The 14,797-nt window shown below is 59.7% G+C and carries 18 protein-coding genes and 1 tRNA gene; 9 read left to right on the top strand and 10 right to left on the bottom strand.

The annotated features are described in order from the left end of the window. Positions 1-950: alpha/beta fold hydrolase (locus VGU61_RS13015; RefSeq protein ID WP_326859563.1), on the bottom strand; the 950-nt coding region annotated here is incomplete at its 3' end. 213 nt (positions 951-1,163) lie between these two features. Between VGU61_RS13015 and VGU61_RS13020 the strand changes: the two genes are divergently transcribed. Then, positions 1,164-1,240: transfer RNA gene (locus tag VGU61_RS13020), tRNA-Asp, on the top strand. Between the two features lie 135 nt (positions 1,241-1,375). Here the strand turns inward: VGU61_RS13020 and VGU61_RS13025 are convergent. Together VGU61_RS13025 and dinB are read right to left on the bottom strand one after the other, a co-directional pair. Further along, positions 1,376-2,287: a recombination-associated protein RdgC gene (locus tag VGU61_RS13025; protein ID WP_326859564.1), complete on the bottom strand. Its 912-nt coding sequence runs from the start codon at positions 2,285-2,287 to the stop codon at positions 1,376-1,378. A 138-nt stretch (positions 2,288-2,425) separates the two neighbouring features. After that, the gene (dinB, locus tag VGU61_RS13030) at positions 2,426-3,583 is read right to left on the bottom strand and encodes a DNA polymerase IV (RefSeq protein ID WP_326859565.1); all 1,158 of its coding nucleotides are present in this window, start codon (positions 3,581-3,583) and stop codon (positions 2,426-2,428) included. Between the two features lie 195 nt (positions 3,584-3,778). Here dinB and VGU61_RS13035 point away from each other — a divergent pair, with 195 nt between their 5' ends. Both VGU61_RS13035 and VGU61_RS13040 read left to right on the top strand, forming a co-directional pair. Then, entirely contained in the window at positions 3,779-4,057 is a 279-nt protein-coding gene (locus VGU61_RS13035; RefSeq protein WP_326859566.1) for a hypothetical protein, read from the top strand. A 17-nt stretch (positions 4,058-4,074) separates the two neighbouring features. After that, complete coding sequence (locus tag VGU61_RS13040) at positions 4,075-4,983, top strand: NAD(P)/FAD-dependent oxidoreductase (protein WP_326859567.1); 909 nt, start codon at positions 4,075-4,077, stop codon at positions 4,981-4,983. A 27-nt stretch (positions 4,984-5,010) separates the two neighbouring features. On the opposite strand, the gene VGU61_RS13045 is transcribed toward VGU61_RS13040, so the two are convergent. From VGU61_RS13045 to VGU61_RS13055, 3 genes are all read right to left on the bottom strand, one after another. Beyond that, positions 5,011-5,322, bottom strand: a complete 312-nt coding sequence (locus tag VGU61_RS13045) for a DUF2288 domain-containing protein (RefSeq protein WP_326859568.1) — start codon at positions 5,320-5,322, stop codon at positions 5,011-5,013. A gap of 78 nt (positions 5,323-5,400) precedes the next feature. Beyond that, positions 5,401-5,610 (bottom strand): SlyX family protein, encoded by a 210-nt coding sequence (locus VGU61_RS13050; RefSeq protein WP_326859569.1) that lies wholly within the window; start codon positions 5,608-5,610, stop codon positions 5,401-5,403. Between the two features lie 96 nt (positions 5,611-5,706). After that, positions 5,707-6,117: a hypothetical protein gene (locus VGU61_RS13055; protein WP_326859570.1), complete on the bottom strand. Its 411-nt coding sequence runs from the start codon at positions 6,115-6,117 to the stop codon at positions 5,707-5,709. 238 nt (positions 6,118-6,355) lie between these two features. Here VGU61_RS13055 and VGU61_RS13060 point away from each other — a divergent pair, with 238 nt between their 5' ends. After that, positions 6,356-6,622: a hypothetical protein gene (locus tag VGU61_RS13060; protein ID WP_326859571.1), complete on the top strand. Its 267-nt coding sequence runs from the start codon at positions 6,356-6,358 to the stop codon at positions 6,620-6,622. 28 nt (positions 6,623-6,650) lie between these two features. Here VGU61_RS13060 and VGU61_RS13065 read toward each other — a convergent pair whose 3' ends face one another. Next, the gene (locus VGU61_RS13065) at positions 6,651-7,211 is read right to left on the bottom strand and encodes a cysteine hydrolase family protein (protein ID WP_326859572.1); all 561 of its coding nucleotides are present in this window, start codon (positions 7,209-7,211) and stop codon (positions 6,651-6,653) included. 198 nt (positions 7,212-7,409) lie between these two features. Between VGU61_RS13065 and VGU61_RS13070 the strand changes: the two genes are divergently transcribed. The 4 genes from VGU61_RS13070 to VGU61_RS13085 all read left to right on the top strand — a co-directional run bounded on the left by VGU61_RS13070 (position 7,410) and on the right by VGU61_RS13085 (position 11,010). Then, positions 7,410-7,925 carry a hypothetical protein gene (locus VGU61_RS13070; protein ID WP_326859573.1) on the top strand — a complete coding sequence of 172 codons (516 nt, stop codon included), beginning with the start codon at positions 7,410-7,412 and terminating at the stop codon, positions 7,923-7,925. Further along, positions 7,918-8,598, top strand: coding sequence for a PspA/IM30 family protein (locus VGU61_RS13075; protein ID WP_326859574.1), 681 nt, complete (start codon positions 7,918-7,920; stop codon positions 8,596-8,598). Before VGU61_RS13070 ends, VGU61_RS13075 begins: the two co-directional genes overlap by 8 nt. Beyond that, positions 8,595-9,215: a YqiJ family protein gene (locus VGU61_RS13080; RefSeq protein WP_326859575.1), complete on the top strand. Its 621-nt coding sequence runs from the start codon at positions 8,595-8,597 to the stop codon at positions 9,213-9,215. Before VGU61_RS13075 ends, VGU61_RS13080 begins: the two co-directional genes overlap by 4 nt. Positions 9,216-9,276: 61 nt before the next feature. Further along, positions 9,277-11,010 carry a flotillin family protein gene (locus tag VGU61_RS13085; protein ID WP_326859576.1) on the top strand — a complete coding sequence of 578 codons (1,734 nt, stop codon included), beginning with the start codon at positions 9,277-9,279 and terminating at the stop codon, positions 11,008-11,010. A gap of 71 nt (positions 11,011-11,081) precedes the next feature. Here VGU61_RS13085 and VGU61_RS13090 read toward each other — a convergent pair whose 3' ends face one another. Further along, positions 11,082-12,800: an ATP-binding protein gene (locus VGU61_RS13090; protein ID WP_326859577.1), complete on the bottom strand. Its 1,719-nt coding sequence runs from the start codon at positions 12,798-12,800 to the stop codon at positions 11,082-11,084. A 478-nt stretch (positions 12,801-13,278) separates the two neighbouring features. Between VGU61_RS13090 and VGU61_RS13095 the strand changes: the two genes are divergently transcribed. Then, entirely contained in the window at positions 13,279-13,707 is a 429-nt protein-coding gene (locus tag VGU61_RS13095) for a hypothetical protein (RefSeq protein ID WP_326859578.1), read from the top strand. Positions 13,708-13,839: 132 nt separating this feature from the next. Here VGU61_RS13095 and VGU61_RS13100 read toward each other — a convergent pair whose 3' ends face one another. Together VGU61_RS13100 and VGU61_RS13105 are read right to left on the bottom strand one after the other, a co-directional pair. Further along, the gene (locus VGU61_RS13100; RefSeq protein WP_326859579.1) at positions 13,840-14,469 is read right to left on the bottom strand and encodes an NAD-dependent dehydratase; all 630 of its coding nucleotides are present in this window, start codon (positions 14,467-14,469) and stop codon (positions 13,840-13,842) included. Positions 14,470-14,576: 107 nt separating this feature from the next. Then, on the bottom strand, positions 14,577-14,797 hold a 221-nt coding region (locus tag VGU61_RS13105; RefSeq protein WP_414691633.1), incomplete at its 5' end, for an alpha/beta fold hydrolase.

The following is a 14,797-nucleotide window of genomic DNA, read 5'->3' on the forward strand; positions in this document are numbered from 1 at the left end:
GGGTTGCCCGCGGCGGCATCGTGAAACGAAACGACCGATTGCGGCGGCACGACCGAGCTGCGCGGATCGTAGACGCTCAATAGCGGGGCAGGCAGGTTTTGCGGTCCGATGCATTGGCCGTTTATGTCCAGGGTGCCGCGCATCAGCCTGTCGCCGCGATACAGCAATTCGACAACGTCGGCGAACAGTTGTCCGGGCAGTGCAAATTCATCATGGGTCCAGCGCAGCACGCGCATATGCGTGGCGAATGCGTCGCGGTTCGCGATGGACATCGAAAAATCCCGGTAAGGCTCCCAGCGGAATTCGTCCGGTGCCGCCGATACGCTGGCGGCGTTCAGGAAAGAACCCGGCACCGTGCCGAAAGCGGCGGCGATCGCACGCGCATCCGGCGCGGCGTGGACGGCCGACGTCATCCGATCCGTAGCGGCGTCGAAATGCAGCGGCGCTTCCAGCAGGATCAGCGCCCTCGCCCGCTGTGGATGCAAACAGCAAAATGCGGTGGCCAGGATGCCGCCGAGCGAATGGCCGGCAACGACGCAGGCGGATTCGCCGCAGTCCGCTTCGATCCGGTCGGCACACGTACGCAGCAGGCGGTTGCCATAATCGGAAAGGCCGAATCCCTGTTCGTCTTCGCCGATGGCAGCCCATTCAGCGAGGTAGACGCGCATGCCCTGCCCCAGGCATTGCCGGATCACGCTGGCGGACGGCTGCAGATCCCAGATGTAGGGGCGCTTGATCGGCGCCGGCACGATGAGCATTGCCGGACCGCCGGTATGTTCATCGCCGTAGCGACGCAGTCGCAGGCCCGGTTCTTCATGCACGATGCGATGTGCCGATTCCACCGGAGCAAACCCGGCAGCGTCGAACAAAGCCCCGCGCCATCGGCGCATCCGGTCCATTTGTCCGAATGCGGCACGCGCCGCGACATGATTCCATGGAGTGTTTTGCATATCTGCCTTGCCCGATGCCTGATTGAAAGGTAAGCATTGGAGTCTTGCTAATAAAACTGGTTCGCACCACGATCGTGCATCGCATTGCCGGCCGGAATCAACTTCCCCCTAGCCAACTCGCCGAAGATGCTGTAGACTTCGTGCCCTTCAGACGTGGTGACAAACGTCGGCTGTCCTTCCCGCAATTCGGTCGGACAGATGCAGCAAGCTTCAGGAGTGGTAGTTCAGTCGGTTAGAATACCGGCCTGTCACGCCGGGGGTCGCGGGTTCGAGTCCCGTCCACTCCGCCAGATCATCAAATGCCCGCGCAAGCGGGCATTTGTCTTTTCAGGCCGGCTAGTCCGCCCGCTTCATGCACCGCCAAAATAAAAAAGACGAACCATGCGGTTCGTCTTTTCGTTTGCGCTTCCTTCGCCCTTCGTCTTTCAGGCCGCTTTCTTCTGCTGTTCCTCGCCGCCCAATGCCTGCACCAGATCAGCGATCATCTTCGCCAGCTCACCGGTCATCAGCATGAAGTCGTTATCGAAGCGCTCGTTGTCATCGCGCGCCATGGAATCGGTGTTTTCCTTCAGCACATCGAGCGGCGCGACGCGCTTGATCGCCAGCGATTCGGTCAGGACGAAGGAAACGCGGTCGCTCCAGGTCATCGCCAGCCGCGTACATTGCTTGCCGCCGGCGATATGGCGGCGGACGTCTTCCGCTTCCAGCGTATGGCGTACATAGCGCACCGTCGCCTTGCCTTCGCCGGTGGCGCGCAGTTCGGTATCCTGGTCGACGGTGAAGCCGCCAGGCGCTTCGTCAGCGGCCAGCCAGTCGGTCATCGCCGACAGCGGCGAGCGCTCGGTGCGCAACGAGGCGAACGGCAACTGCTCCAGCGACTTGAGCAACAGCTTGAATACTTCATCGGCCTTCGCCGGGCTGGCGGCATCGACGACCAGCCAGCCGTTGACCGGATCGATCCAGACGCGCGTGCTGCGCCGGATGCTGAATGCGCGCGGCAACAGCTCATCGGTCACCTGCTCCTTGATTTCCTTCATCTGCTTCTTGCCCGGCTTGAAGCCCTGCTGTTCCTCCAGCTCGGCGGCGCGCGCCTTGCTGACCTGGTTGACGACCGTGGCCGGCAGCAGCTTCTTTTCCGTAGCCAGTTCAAGGAGCAACTGGCGATTCACCGCATGCACGAGCATGCCGTTTTCACGCGGCGAGGTCCAACCCTGGGTTTGCATCTCGACGCTCGTGCCCGCGGAAAAGGTTTGCGATGCGAGGCTGGCTTCGAGTTGTTCGGACGTCATGGTCCATGGTGCGGTGAGACGGTAGATCTGGAGATTCTTGAACCACATGGCAGGAAGAAATGGCAAGCTGAAGAGAGGGGCCATTCTACACGCGGGCCGACCCAGCGTCAGTCGCGATTACGCATCATGTCGCATCGGCGTCGATTGACAAATCCTTGCGGATTGAGCAACGCCGTTCAAAACAATTCACGCGGTGAAGATGAGTTCGCCTTGCGACAATGGCGGTTCGCCCGACGCGTCGCCCGGTTTCGACAGGGCGCTTGCGCGCACGCCGAGCAGTCGCAGCTTGCGGTCCAGCGGCACACGCCGCAGGCATTCGCCAGCCGCCTTGCGGATCAGCTTCGCATCGGCGGTGGCGGTCGGGACGGTGAGGTCGCGCGTCACGGTGCGGAAATCGTCATAGCGCAGCTTGATGCCGATCGTCTGGCACAGGTAGCCCTTGCGCTGCAGATCTCCCGCGACACGGGTGCACAGGTCGGTGAAAATGGTGGACAGCGTATCGCGGTCGCGGCGTGCGTGGAGATCGCGCTCGAAGGTGGTTTCGCGGCTGATCGACTTCGGCTCCGGGTTGGTGACCACCGGACGATCGTCGAGGCCATGCGACGCACTGTGCAGCCACTCCGCATAACTGCGGCCGAAGTTTGCCTGCAGCAGCGCCGGGTCCGCCTCTGCCAGATCCTTGATGACATGGATGCCGAGCGTGGCGAGCTTGTCCGCCGCCTTCGGACCGATGCCGTTGATCTTCCGAACCGGCAGCGGCCAGATCAGGCGCGGTATGTCGGCATGGCTGAGCATGGTCAGGCCGTCCGGTTTCTCGAGATCGGAGCAAATCTTCGCCAGCAGTTTGTTCGGCGCAATCCCGACCGAGCAGCGCAGGCCGGTGGCATCGCGTACTGCCTCCTTGATGCGCAGCACCAGCGCCCGCGTGTCGTCGTCATGGTCGCTGAGGTCGATATAGATTTCATCGATGCCCCGGTCTTCGATGTGCGGTGCAATGGTGGCGACGGCGCTTTTGAACAGGCGGGAATAGCGGCGGTAACTGTCGAAGTCGGTTGGCAGAAGAATCGCGTCCGGTGCGAGTTGTGCCGCCTTCATCAGGCCCATGCCGGAGAACACGCCGAGGGCCCGCGCCTCGTAGGTCGAGGTGGTAATGACGCCGCGCCCGGTGTAGTTGCGCAATATCGAATACGAACGGCTGCCATCCGGCTGAATTGCCGGTTGATGCTCCGAACGCCCGCCGATCACGACCGGAAGCCCATGCAGATCGGGATAGCGCAGCAGTTCCACCGATGCGTAAAAAGCATCCATGTCAAGGTGGGCGATGCGGCGGACTTTGGCGCTCATGAAAAATTGATCAGCATGTTTTTTAGATACGCATGTCATGCGCTGCGCGACGAAGCAGCGCTAAAACACGCACGTCTATTTTACGGCGGAGCAAGAACTTGCTGTGCATCCATATAATTGAAATATGTCGGCTTATCGAAACTATATCGAAGCCGGTTTGCTCCAACCTCGGATACATCACTGCAAGGAGCCAACATGCCGACAAATGCAGACGGCCTCGATCCACGGACATCCGCGCAATGCGATCCTCACGTGGGAAACGGCCCGCGTGCACGCGACCGCGCCCCCAGTGTCATCACCGATACCGGAGACGACGTGGTGAAGGGACCGGGCCTGGACGAACGTGCCGATCCCACGCTCGACATCAACACGGCCGCCGATCCCGACTATGTGGAAATCATCGGGGAAATAGACAATGAATCCGGCGATGACGACAAGGCGCCGACGCTATCGAATGAACGTTACAGGCGCTAAGCGCCGGGAGAACATTTGTGTCACTGAATGACGAACAACTGCTGGATTGCGTGATCGTCGGCGCCGGCGCCGCCGGATTGACTGCGGCGACGTATCTCGCGCGCTTTCGCCGACGATTCACCATCATCGATTCCGGCGCCAGCCGCCTGCTATGGATTCCCACCTCGCACAACTATCCAGGTTTCATCCATGGCATACACGGCGGCGATATCCTGCAGCGCCTGCGTGAACAGGCCGATCACTATGGTGTAACGTCGGTCTCCGGCAAGGTGGAGCGCATTGAGAAGACCGGCGATGAATGTTTCATCACGTCGGCCGGTGACCGGCAATACCGTTCCCGCACCGTGCTGGTCGCCACCGGCGTGGTCGATGTCCCGCCGGACTTTCCCGATATCGAGAAGGCCATTGCCGAGGGAGCCTTGCGCTATTGCCCGATCTGCGACGGTTTCGAATCGATCGGAAAGAAAGTCGCGGTGATCGGCAAGGGTAGCGGGGGCCTGGGCGAGGCGCTGTTCATACGGCATTACGCCACCGACGTCACCCTGTTCTCAATAACGGATCCGATCACGTTGTCGGCAGACGAACATGCTCAACTGGATGTGGGCCGGGTCCGCGCCGTCAGCAATCCGGTCACAGGCGTATCGTTCGATAACGGGAAGATGACGGTATTGCTGCAAGGTGCGGCGCCGCAGGAATTCGATGTGGTGTATGCGGCGCTCGGCACCCGGGTGAATTCAGGCATCGTGCGCGATCTCGGCGTGGAATGCACGCCGAACGGCGAACTGGTCGTCAACAATCATCAGCAGACCACGGTGGAAAATCTGTATGCCGCGGGTGACATCGTCAAGGGCCTGAACCAGATAACAGTCGCAATGGGACACGCGGCGATCGCCGCGACGGCCATTCATAACCGACTGAGGGATTAAACGCGTCCAAGGTCTGCTGGTACGCGGTCAGGACGCGCGCATCTGCACCAATATCCAGGGCTTGACCACCACGGCCCACAGGGTCGCGTCGGCATTTTGCCATGCCGTGGCCTGTACATCCGATACCTTGGACACGCGGGCTTCCGACATCCATTTCGACACCGCTGCGGTGTCGTCATTGGCGACGGAAGCGGCGACGTCCACGAGATCGAGATCGTCGCTGACGGCAATCACCATGCCGGCCGCGTAATAGCGCTGCAACTCCTTCCATGCGATCTGCGACGTTTCCTGATTGAGTTTCGCGCGCAGTAGATCGGCTTGCTTGTCTTGTTGATTCATGTTGTTTGCAGGAATTGGTTCGGCGGCACTGCGATCGCTTTGCGGATGCAAACATCCGAAAGGGAGCCTGCGATCATTTCAGTAATGCGGCGGCTTTTCGTTGACCGGATTGCGCTCGGCGTCCGCCTGCCGCATGTCCTTGACATGCATCGCCAATGCACTGCACAGCGCTTCGAGTTCGTCGATTTTCTTTTGCTGTCGATAAACCATCTGGTTCAGGGCATCGACCATGTCTTCCTGGCGTGCAACCTTGATCTCGATGTCGATGATGCGGTCTTCGGTGGACATGTCGGTTCTCCGTTTATCGGCAGCTTGGGCGAGCACGCGAGTATACGGTAAAGGCGCGGCAAGGACGCAAACCGGCATTGGCAGCGGCGATGCAGTCTACAACCGGTAATGCGGTTTCGAACTTGCCTTCGGCAGGCAGGCAGTGAGGAAATCCCGTTGGTGTACGTTCGCGTCCTTTGGTTTGCGGAAGACATCGGTCGCAGCGGAAATCAGCAGCTCGGCATCCTCTTCATCCTGGACGAACCAGCGCAGTTTTGGCGGCAGCGCCTGGATGACCGCGATGTCCTCATGGATCCTGGCAAGAAAGCTGTCTTCCGTCACACCGCTATCGCGCGCCAGTGCCGCGTTCTTGATGAAGTCGCTGCCTTCGACGCACTCCTTCACGCTCGGCTCGCGTGCCGCGCAAAGCGCCGGAACAGCCGCAAGGATGAGCAATGCGCAGCGCGCTTTCCATCGCGTCGGAAGAAGGGATGCAATGCATGTCGGGGACGCATTCAGCTGAAACATGGCTCCTCCTCGTTACGGATGGTGTGAAGTTCGACACGGGCATGGAAAAGAGATTCAGTGCAGGCACTGATCGGACGCAAGCCTGGTCAAAAATCACACGGCCATCGGGATCGCGGCATTTCCAGGGGCAAAGCCTCCTGGTCAGCCGCTCGCGGAACGCGACCGGCTGCACTATGATGAACCTTGTCAGCTCTTCCCAAGAGCCCTTTTAGCTTTACGTTTACCGTCAGAGACCACGATGAGATCGACCAAAGCCAGCGCCGCTGTCGCCCGTTTGAATACACGCGATCCGCACCACCGGTACTCGCTCGGCATCACTGCCAGCGGCTTCTTTTATATGTTGCGTGCGGTGCCGGGTGGTTCCCCTGAGAAAATCAGTGACGACCTGACGCTCGACGAGTTCGTCCAGTTTGCCAATCGGACCGGTCCGCAGAAGCCGGCCCGGGTCAGCAAGCTGGATGTGGCGTTCGAGAAGCAGCTCGGTAACAGGAAAGCCGGCGGGTAAGGTCCGGTCAATGCCACTGTTGTCGTCATCAACGCGGATCGCCGGCGGACAGGATCGCCGCTGTATCGAGCACGGCGCCGTATTCACCATGCAAGTTCGCCAGCGACATCGCATGCACCTCCTGGGCGGAACGTAGCCTTCCGTCGAAATCAGCTTTTTCGAATGCAAAGGCCGCATCGGCGGCAATGACGGTTGTAAAGCCGAGATTGCCTGCCGAGCGGACGGTCGACTCGACCGAGTTGTTGGTCGCCACGCCGCAGATGACCAAAGCGTCGATGGCGCGCACTCTCAGCCAGCGTTCAAGGCCGCTTTGTGCAAAGGCATCCGGCACATTCTTTTCCACGACATGTTCACTTGGCGCGGGTTCGAACCGTGATTGAAATTCCGCGCCTGACTGACCGGGCCGAAAACCTGAGGCGGTGTCTCTTGAGACATGCCTTATGTGAATTACCGGCCTCCCCTTCAGTCGCCATGCCGCGAGCAATGCGGCGATATTGTCTTCGGCCGCAGGATTGTTTCTGACGTGATGCGGCGACGCCATGCATTTCTGCATGTCGATGATGAGTAATGCAGCGGCAGCGAATGTCATGGGCGTTCTCTTTTGTTTTGAAATTACCGGTGCAGTACGTGTATCGGAACGGATACGGGCTTGCACAATTATGTTCTTGCCAACTATGCCGAATGTAGGCAACCTTTCCCAATTGTTCTCGTATGCAACTTAATCCTTGACTTGATGATAGCTGTGAATACAATTGTATTCAAATGAATACAATTGCTTGGACTCACAATGACAAACATTTCCGGATCCATGGTGCCGCTGTCGGGGCGCATTGAAGATGAACTGTACCAATGGTTCATTGCCTTGCAGTACGAAGGAGCGAAGACCAATAGCGACAAGTTGCGCGAAGCCTTGAAGGAGTTGCGGGCTCAGCATGAAGGTACGTCGGATTTCGTTACCGCCCTTTCCTGGTTTCAGCGGCTGACGCAATCGTTGCGCGAAAGCCTGTATGCGATCGAGCGTGATGAGCAGGCGCATTCGGAGGTGCTGACGCTGCTGATCGAGCAGATCACCGTCATGGCGGCCGCGTTGCTTTCATCAAAGGCGGCAACGAAAGCGGAGGCAGCGCAGATCGAGGAGCAACTGGTGCGGCGTGCGTTCGCAATGACGGAAGCGCTGCTGCGACAGGCGGTGACGCCGTCGGCGGCTGCGATCGATACGGAAGTCGTGCGGCGGCATAGCCAGCGCACGGTTGATTTGGCGAAGTTGATCAATCTAACCCAGACAGGAGAAAACAATGGCTGATTCGTTACGTAACCGGGTATCGCAGATTGTTGTCGGAAGCGTGCATGCGTTGCTGGACAAGGTGGAAGACCAGGCGCCGGAAGCGATGATGGAACAGGCGATAAGGAAGGTGGAGACGGTAATCGATGAAGTACGCCAGGAATTGGGCGTCGTGGCGGCGAACCGCCATCTCGCGCAGCGCCATCATGCAGAGCTTAATCGCCGCCATCTCGAGCTCACCACCAGCGCGGAAGAAGCCATCAACCTCAGGCGCGAAGATCTGGCACGCGCGGCGGTGGCCAAACAGCTCGATACCGAATCGCAGATGCCGGTCGTGGAAGGAACATTGCAGGATCTCGGCAAGCAGGAAAAGGAACTGTCCGGTTATGTCGATGCGCTGATGAGCAAGAAGCGTGAAATGCAGGAGCAGCTATCGAGTTTTCGTGCCAGCCGCGCGCGTGCCGCCAGCGCGACCGGCGCAACGGTGGCGACCAATTCGTCGCTGCATAAAGTCGATGATGCCAGCGCCGCGTTCGGCAAGATTTTTGAACGCCATACCGGCATCTCCACCGGCATGCATAAGCTGTCGGTCGAACAGGCATCAAAGCTCAAGGAACTGGATGATCTGGTGCAGAACAAGCGCATCGAGGAGCGTCTTGCCCAGCTAAAAGCCGACACGGCGAGCAAGACATGATGCTGTTCGCCGCCTCCGAAACGCTTCCCTTCAGCGTTGCCGCGTGCGTGATGATCGGCCTGGCCGTCATCGAAGGGATAGGCATTTTCACCGCCATCAGCCCTTCGCAGTTCCTCGATAACTTCGTGGCGCATTCGCCGGATGGCATCGACGGCGCATTGGGCTGGCTGCACGTGGGCAAGGTGCCGCTGCTGGTCCTTCTGATCCTGTTCCTGTTCGGCTTCTCGCTCGGCGGCTATGTGGTTCAACTATTCGCACATGGCGCGATGAACACCTACCTGCCCGCCTGGCTCGCAGCCGTACCGGCCTTGTTCATCGGCATCAGCACAGTGCGTGCGTTCGGCGGCCTTCTCGCGCGCATCATCCCCAAGGATGAAACCACGGCGGTGCAGGCATCAAGCCTGATCGGGCGCGCCGGTGTGGTCATCACCGGCACTGCGCGGCAAGGCATGGCGGCCGAGGTACGCATTCGGGACCAGCACGGCAATGCACATTACCTGATGGTGGAGCCGGACCTTCCTGACGACGAGTTCATCCAGGGCACCGAGGTTCTTATCGTTAAAAAGGCCGGGGCGTTCTATCGAGGTATCCGTAATCCGCATCCGGCGCTGATGTAGCCAAACTTTCGTCATCGAACACATAACAACACTTCACGTACGAACTGGGAGATAACAACACATGGAAAAACTGATTGAAATCGGCGTACTGAGCGGCATTGCCCTTGTGGCATTGATCACCATCGGCCTGATCTTCGCGCGCCTGTACAAGCGCGCCACGAAAGAAACCGCGTATGTGCGGACTGGACTGGGCGGCCAGAAAGTCATCATGGACGGCGGCGCGGTGGTGCTTCCGGTATTCCATGAAATCATCCTCGTCAACATGAACACGCTGAAGCTGGAAGTACAGCGTTCCGAAGAGGACAGCCTCATTACCAAGGACCGGATGCGCGTCGATGTGATCGCCGGCTTCTTCGTCCGGGTAAAGCAATCGGCCGATGCCGTCAGCACCGCCGCGCAGACACTTGGCCAGCGGACCTTGGACCCGGCGGCGCTGAAGCAATTGGTCGAGGATAAATTCGTCGACTCGCTGCGCGCCACTGCGGCAACCATGACGATGCAGGAGCTGCAGGACAAGCGGCGCGACTTCGTGCAGGCGGTACAGAATGCGGTGGCCGAAGACCTGGAGAAAAACGGCCTTGAGCTCGAATCGGTGTCACTGACCAGTCTCGATCAAACCGACAAGCGTTTCTTCAATCCGGACAACGCATTCGATGCCGAGGGTCTCACGCGGCTGACCGAAGAAACACAGGCCCGCCGCAAGCAGCGAAACGATATCGAGCAGGATACCGAGGTGCAAGTCCGCTCGAAAAATCTGGAAGCAACACGCAGAAAACTGGAAATTCAGAAGGACGAGGAATTCGCCACCTTGTCGCAACAGCGCGAGATCGCCAACACCAAGGCCGAACAAACAGCACTGATCGCGAAAACCGAAGCGGAGCGCAACAGGGAAGCCGATGAAGCGCGTATCGAGGCGGAACGTGCGGTGAATGAAAAGCGGATCGTTGCCGAGCGTTCGGTGAAGGAAGCGGACATCGAAAAGAATCTCGTGCTGCAGTCGAAGCAAATCGAAGCGGATCGCCAGACCCAGGTGAAGACCGCCGAGCAGCGCAAGCAGATCGAGATCGCCAATCAGGATACGCAGATCGCCATCGCCACCAAGTCGCGCGAGCAATCCGAAGCCGATGCGGCAGCGAACCTCGCGCTGGCGGAGTCGGTCAAGGCGGAGGAGCTGGTAAAGACCGCACGCGAAATCGCGGTGGCAGAGCGGGAGAAGCAGATCCAGCTGATCGACGCTGATAAGGAAGCGCAGCAGCAGGCTATCGGCATCAAGGTGTCGGCGGCGGCGGAGAAGGATGCGGCGCAGGATAAAGCGGAGGCGATCCGCATGGAAGCCGAGGCTCGCAAGGATGCCGCGTTGGCGGAAGCCGCGGGCAAGGCGGCGATCAACGAAGCCCTGAACCGGTTGTCAGCGGAACAGGTCCTGCTGAATATACGACTCGAAATGATTCGCATGCTGCCGGAGATCCTGGAGAAGGCGGTCAAACCGATGGAAAAGATTGATTCCATCAAGCTGTTCCAGGTCAACGGCATGCCAGCCGGAAACGGCGGGAGCAATATCACTTCGGGTGTGCACGCTGGCGGCACCCTGCCCGAGCAGGTGGTGAATTCGGCCCTGAATTACCAGATCGCCAAACCGGTCATCGACGCGATCATGCAGGATGCCGGTCTCGGCAGCGGCTCGATGACATCGATTGCGCAAGCCATGGCTGCGCTGGCGGTGCCGTCCGGCGCAGCGATGCCGGAAGCGGCAACCTCCTCCGGCGCGCCGGTCCTGGCGGCGCCGTCGGCCTGATCGCGGTCGGGCTTTGAGACCTTCATCATCATCTGCCCGAGGTGCGGCACCTGCATCTCGGGCAGAGCCCGTCATTTTTCCAGCGGTTTTATCGCCAGTATCTTGGGAAGTTCAGCCGGCTGCACCGGTTTGACGAGATGCAGGTCGAAGCCGGCACTCTTGGCTTTTTTCTCGGTCTCCGGGCCGCTGTAACCGCTCAGGGCGACGAGCTTCAGCCTGCCGATGCCGGGAGCTGCGCGGGTACGCCTCGCAACCTCGAAACCGTCGAGCCCCGGCAAACCGATATCGACGATGGCGACATCCGGCGGTTGCGCCAGCAGTCGCTGCAGTCCTTCTTCACCGGTCGCGGCTACGTCCACGGCGTAGCCATACGCTTGTAAAAGATGCCTGAGCGTTTCGCGCGCATCGACGTTGTCTTCGATGAGCAGGATCCGCGCATCCGGACGATGAACGGGAGGAATGGTGCCGCCCCGGATGGAGGGAGCCGGCATCGACACGGCGGCGTCGAGCGGCAGGCGTATCGTGAACGTGCTTCCGGTGCCAAGTCCGTCGCTGTGCGCGGTCACCGCGCCGTGATGCATTTCGACCAGCTTCTGCACCAGGGTGAGTCCGATACCGAGTCCGCCGCGGGCACGGTCGATTTCCGTATCCACCTGCACAAACATGCCGAATATCGCATCAAGCTTTTCCGGGGGTATGCCGCGGCCGGTATCCTTCACCGCCAGCACCGCCCAGGATTGATCGCCCTTCGTTTCGTTTTCCAGGATCACATCGACCTGCCCGCCGCTTTGCGTGTACTTCGCTGCATTCGCAAGCAAATTGGTGATCACCTGCTCCAGCCGTGTCGCATCGCCGTGCAGGCGGTAAGCGCCCGAGGCGATCCGGGTGTTGACGGAGAGGCTGCCGTCGTCGAATTGACGACGTATCGTGTGCAGGGCGCTTTCGAGCACATCGCGCAGGTCGAGCGGCTCCTTGCACAATTGGACCGTACCCCGGCTCACCCGCGACACATCCAGCAGGTCGTCCACCATGCGGGTCAGATTGCCGAGCTGGCGATAGCATACGTCGCGCAGCTCCGCTGCTCTCGTGGCGTCGTCGCCGAAGATCCCCAGCAATTCCAGCGCGGCCGATATTCCGGCCAGGGGATTGCGCAGCTCATGGGCAAGCATGGCGAGAAACTCGTCCTTGTTCTGGGCCTCGTCGCGTGCTTCTCGCGCAAGCTGGCTCAAGGCTTCGTTGGCCTGCCGCAGTTCCCTGTTTTTTTGCTCCAGCACGCGGGTGTTCTGGAGGATTTCGGCCTCCATCTGCCGGTTTCGCGCATTCAGTTCCGCGGTCTGCTTCTGCTGCGTTTTCCTTTCCTCGACGAGCCGCACGTAGTCCGTCACGTTTTCCACCCGATGGACGATGTAAAGCAGCTCACCGTCCGGCGATATCACCGGCATGTTGACCGGACTCCAATAGCGCAGCTCAAATCCCGTTCCCGACCTGTTCGGTACGTCATAGCGCTGTATGGCCATCACGTCCCTTGCCTTGGTTCCGACAACACGCCTGAGCGACGCGTCCAGGTTGCGGGTTGAATTCGCTTCGGGGGTGCAGGGATTATCGGGAAAGGCTTCGAAAACAGGTTTGCCAAGGAGGTCGGCACGACGGGTCAGCGTGTCATGCAAATAATCATCGGTCACGCCGACGATCGTGAAGTCCTCATTGGGGAGCAATATCAGGAAGGAGCCGGGTGAGCTGTTGAACAGAAGTTCGAAATGTTTGAGGGGAATAGTATGTTCGGAATTCATGCAGGTGTCCGAGTCACGATATCTGGATGTGTTATGAGGCGCGCATTCAACGCTATTGATGCGTTGATTTGCTGGCGGCAGCCGGTCCGGCCACTCGTTGCCGGACGCATTATATGGACAACTGCATCGCAAGGAAGTTACGCATCAACCTGGCGCGATGGAAATAAAGATGGTTCGGAAATGGGGATGGATCCGAAACAAAAAAGCCGCCTGCGGTGACAGGCGGCTTTTTCGTCAGGGTGCTGGTTGAAAGCCACCCTTTCATCAAGGTCTCAGGGATGGTGATTAACGTCCGGATGTACCGGCTTCTTCCCGGCGCGCATCTTTCAAAGCAGCATTTGCAGCTTTATTCTCGTCTTTGTATTCCTGCTTGGCGGCTTTTTTATCAGCTTTATATTCCTGCTTGGCAGCTTTCTTGTCCGCCTTGTATTCCTCCTTGGCCTGCCGCTTTGCCTCGCGTCGCTGGACGTAAGGATCGGTGGAAGTCGATGCGGGGCTAGTGGTTGCGGTCGTGCCCGTGGTGCCGGTGGTCGCTGTCGTGCCGGTGGTACCGCTCGTGCCGGTCGCGCCTGTCGTACCGCTAGCGCTCGGCAGGCTGCCTGCCCCGCTCATGGTCGTGGATGGGCTGGCGCTGGTGCTGCCTGCGCTGCTTCCCGATGTGGTCGTGTCGGTTGCAGCAGATGTGCCGGCGGACGGAGTAGTCGCCATACCGGATGAACTCGTGGTGCCGGGAACCGAAGGGCTTACCGCACCGGACGATGACATGCCACTGCTCGATGCGCCTGACGTGGTTGCTGCGTCTGTCGACGTGGACGACTGCGCATGTGCGAGCTGGGCAAAAACCATTACCGCGGAAGCGAGCAAAATTTTACGTGGCTTGATCATAAACACTCCTCTTGTCAAATGAATGAATGCATGCCGGCTATCTGCACAGCAACGCTGCAGCCGGCCATACGTTATTCAAAAGACAAAATGCTTTGCGCGATGGTTCCTGTTTCAGCTGTAACACGATGTATCGTTCCACCTGCGCAAATGGGCGCTAGATATTTTCGGACTCGATGATGTTGATCCCGGGTATGGCCTTGCACGCGGAATCGATGAGGCTTTTGGCAATACGTTCCGCCGGCACGACCCGATAACGCCTCGGCAACAGCAGGCCGATCGCCAACAGAGTCTTCATGCCGATCAGTTCCGCTGGCCTGACGGTGGAACGCTTTCCGCCGATCAGGCCGGGCCGCACAATAGTGAGGGAAGGAAAGTTGAGCGCGGTCAGGGCCTGTTCCACTTCGCCTTTCACGCGGTTATAAAAAATTCTTGATTCCGCATTGGCCCCCATGGCGGAATTGAGGGCGAACGCCGTCGCACCGTGCCGGCGCACATGGTTCGCGACCGCTACCGGGTAGTTGAAATCGACCTTGCGGAATGCGTCCCTGGAACCGGCGTCGCGCATGGTGGTGCCGAGTGTGCATATCGCCGCATCGACCCGCCACCATGGCGCATCATGCGGCAGCTTGTCGAAGTCGACGACGGGATTCTGCAGCTTTGCATGCCGGGGCAATGCGCGCCGCGTCGGCGCGACGATGCTGCGGACGCGCGGATCGGACTTCGCCAATTCCAGCACGGAGTGACCGACCAGTCCCGTGGCCCCAACGATCAGCAAGCTTGTCATGCGCATTCCTCCAGGAATGACCAGGCGGCGTATCGCCGGATAGGGTGATGTGGCTGCCAGTATATCGCCAGCCACATCACCCCTTTATCCTTCGCCGGCATGCTGCGCTACGGCGAAAGGAACGCCGCGTAGAGGCGGGAAGCTTCCTTGGGCGCTTCCATCATCGGCAGGTGGCCGACGTCCGGCAATACGTTCACCTGCTGCAGGCGGGCGCGGACAGCATCGACGGCGGATACATCGAAGATGCGATCGCCCTGCCCCCAAAGCAGGAAGGTACGCGCCCGCAGCTCGCCGATCCGTTCCTGCAGCAGATAGCGGTCCTTTAATT

It is taken from the genome of Noviherbaspirillum sp. (assembly GCF_035944575.1).
Lineage (GTDB): Bacteria > Pseudomonadota > Gammaproteobacteria > Burkholderiales > Burkholderiaceae_D > Noviherbaspirillum.